Raw genomic sequence first — 2,974 nt, forward strand, 5'->3', positions numbered from 1 at the left:
GAGGACATCGAGGACAAGTTAAAGCATTTCCTCTGTCCACTCGCAGGCAGTGATTTAATGCGACTGGATCTTGTTTGAAAAATTCATCAACCATTTGATGAGGCGATCGCAAACAATTGTGTTTAGAACCATGCTGACACTAGACCGTTCCGAAACAACCTCAACCCTTAACTACAGCAAGCTCAACAGCAGTATCCAGGAAACCTTCACGGCCATCGACAGGTTCGAGTGGCAAGCGGTAGATGAAATTATGCAAATGCGGGAGCAACAACTTTACCTGCAAGCTGGGTACAAAAACTTTGAAGAATACTGCCAAGCTGAATTATCCGCCTGGGGCGGTTATCGGCGGATAAATCAGCTGCTAGGAGCCAAGACAGTCATTGACGCATCCGGCGAGTTGGGCAAGCACATCAAAAATGAGCGTCAAGCCCGTCCGTTAGTTCGGCTAGCCAAAGAACCAGAGAAACTTAAGTCCGCCGTAGCTCTTGCACTTGAAGGCAACTCCTCCCCTAGTGAATCGGACTTTGCCGCTGCTGCTAAAAAATTGGTTCCTTCCACACCACGCAAAAAAGTCAAAGAACCATTGGTTCCTGAAAATATTGAAAGCATCGCATCTCTCAAACAGCAGCACCAGCTTGAGTTAGAGCGACTGGAACAGGACTTGAGGATTGGCTTGCAAGTTGAGGCTACCGCCAGGGCTGAGGCACAAATTAAGGAGCAACTGTCGGCATACCAGGAATTACTACAGCAACAAAAAGAGCAGAACATTCAGTTGCAGCAGCGCTTGGATGAGATGGAGGGGTTAAGGCAGTTGGAGATTGAGAATCAACAACTCCTTTCTCGCATTCAGGATTTGGAAAACGCCGTACAACAGCATCCTGACCAACAATGGGGGAATACCATGACGCAACAGGCGACTAAAGCGTTAAACAAGCAGGTGAAACAGTCCCTAGAGAAAACCATTGATTTGCGATCGCTCTCGGTTGAAGCACCCAAGGAAAATGCCCAAGAATGTCTGCGGCTGATGGGTATGGCTTTGGGGAATTTAGCAAGTGCGATGAATAGCGCCAAAGTACTGGAAGCTGCGGCAATAATTCTGGGGAGTGACCCGACAAAAGAGGCTATAGCTCACCGCGCCGAACAATTGCAGATGTTACCCCAGGCGGTTAATGAGATTCGGGCTGTCTTGTCTAAGCCTGGATGCAGTTGGCAGGACTATTGGGCGGTGGCTGAAAAATATCAGTCGATTGAAAAGGACTATCGGGCTGAATTGTCCACCGACGAAATAAAGCTGATTACTGGACTTTCTCAAGCATCTGCCCAGCCCCAAACTATCAAAGTCGGTTCTATTGTGGCCCACGCTGATCCTTATCGAACTTTGTATGCGGAACGGGGAGAAGTTATAGAGGATTTGGGAGACGAGTTGGTAGTCGCCTGGGATTGTTGGAAGGAGCAATCCAAAAAGACCGACAGGTATTCCAGAGATGAATTGCGATTTTGCCAGAGCGAGTAAGTCTTAACCACTGAAAAATCATGCCCCAACTAGTATTTTTGGCATTCGCCCTATTGCTGGCTATCGGTGTTTGGCTGCTGCTTTCTTTGAAGTGAGCGCGTCCCTAAGCAGAAAAAATTACTTCTGCCGTGAGCGATCTGCTTTTCGTTAGCATTAATGTCCCCACGTTAATGTTTAATAAAGGTGGATTCAACATAAGAGTAAGCTATGTTGAATGATTCCTCCACGCTGACTACCCCCGAACTCGTTGACCTGTGGCTGTATGGGAAGTCAAAAAATACCCAGCAGAGCTACAGTCGATTGACGCGCAGTTTTTTGATCCACATTGGCAATAAGTCTTTGAGGGAAGTTACTCTTATGGATTTGCAAACGTGGGAAATAACTCTTTCGGGAAGTGACAATTCAAAGCGAACAGCAGTAGGAGCGATTAAGAGTCTGTTTTCCTTTGCTAAAGAGTTAGGCGTGATATCAGCCAACATGGGAACACTGGTTAAATCACCGAAGGTAAAAAACCGATTGGCAGAAAGAATTCTTACCGAAGAGGAAGTAAGGGGGGTAATGGATGCTGCCCTTAGTCCACGCGATCGGGCTATCATTCGCTTACTCTATTTTGCTGGGCTACGAGTCAGTGAACTTTGTGAACTGAAGTGGCGTGATTTGAAAGCTCGTAAGGATGGTGGACAAATAACGGTATTTGGCAAAGGCGATAAAACTAGAGTAGTGCTAATTGGTACTAGCATTTGGCGCGAGATTCAAGAATTAAAGGGAAAAGCCAAAAAAGATGACCCAGTGTTTGTTTCTGGTAAAGGCGGTCATTTGTGCCGAAGTATGGTTTTTCATATCGTCAGAAATGCGGCAAAGCGTGCAGATCTAGAATCAAATGTCAGTCCACATTGGCTGAGGCACTCTCATGCAAGTCATAGTCTTGATAGAGGAGCGCCAATTCACTTGTTGCAAAAAACTTTGGGGCACAGTTCAGTTGCAATTACTGAAATGTACCTGCACGCTCGACCGACTGAAAGCAGCGGCTTGTATTTACTAGATGAAGAAGATGATAGTTGATGATAAAAAGCTAGCGCTTGAGCGGTAGTGTTTGAAGCTTTTTGATGCCTTCAAGCCGTTGGTAAAGAGTAGCTGTATTTCTTCATGGCTGAGAATCTTAGCTTTGCCGTGGCGATCGCGCTTCATCTACCATACACCGTGATTTTCACCGCATTTTTCAGTTTACGTGGTCACGCCAAAAATGGCTAATAATACAAAAATATTATTAATCTCATTTGGTAAAAAATATGACCGAAAGAGGCGAGATTTACAACCATAACGGTAAACCCACGGCAAATTTGTCATCACGGGATTTGGCCCAAAGATTTGCTACGGCTATCGGTGAATTTAACTGGCAGACTGACTATCTTAAGTTTTGCGAACTTTTAGAATTAGAACCGGGAGATTATGCGTACGAAC

2 protein-coding genes are annotated in these 2,974 nt (G+C 45.6%); both read left to right on the top strand.

Annotation, left to right across the window (positions count from 1 at the left end):
* Nucleotides 1–130: 130 nt before the first annotated feature.
* Nucleotides 131–1,513, top strand: coding sequence for a hypothetical protein (locus IQ246_RS29275; RefSeq protein WP_194006788.1), 1,383 nt, complete (start codon nt 131–133; stop codon nt 1,511–1,513).
* A gap of 207 nt (nt 1,514–1,720) precedes the next feature.
* Nucleotides 1,721–2,575 (top strand): tyrosine-type recombinase/integrase, encoded by an 855-nt coding sequence (locus tag IQ246_RS29280; RefSeq protein WP_194006787.1) that lies wholly within the window; start codon nt 1,721–1,723, stop codon nt 2,573–2,575.
* The last annotated feature ends 399 nt before the right edge of the window (nt 2,576–2,974 follow it).

This window comes from aff. Roholtiella sp. LEGE 12411, from assembly GCF_015206995.1.
Classification (GTDB): domain Bacteria; phylum Cyanobacteriota; class Cyanobacteriia; order Cyanobacteriales; family Nostocaceae; genus Komarekiella.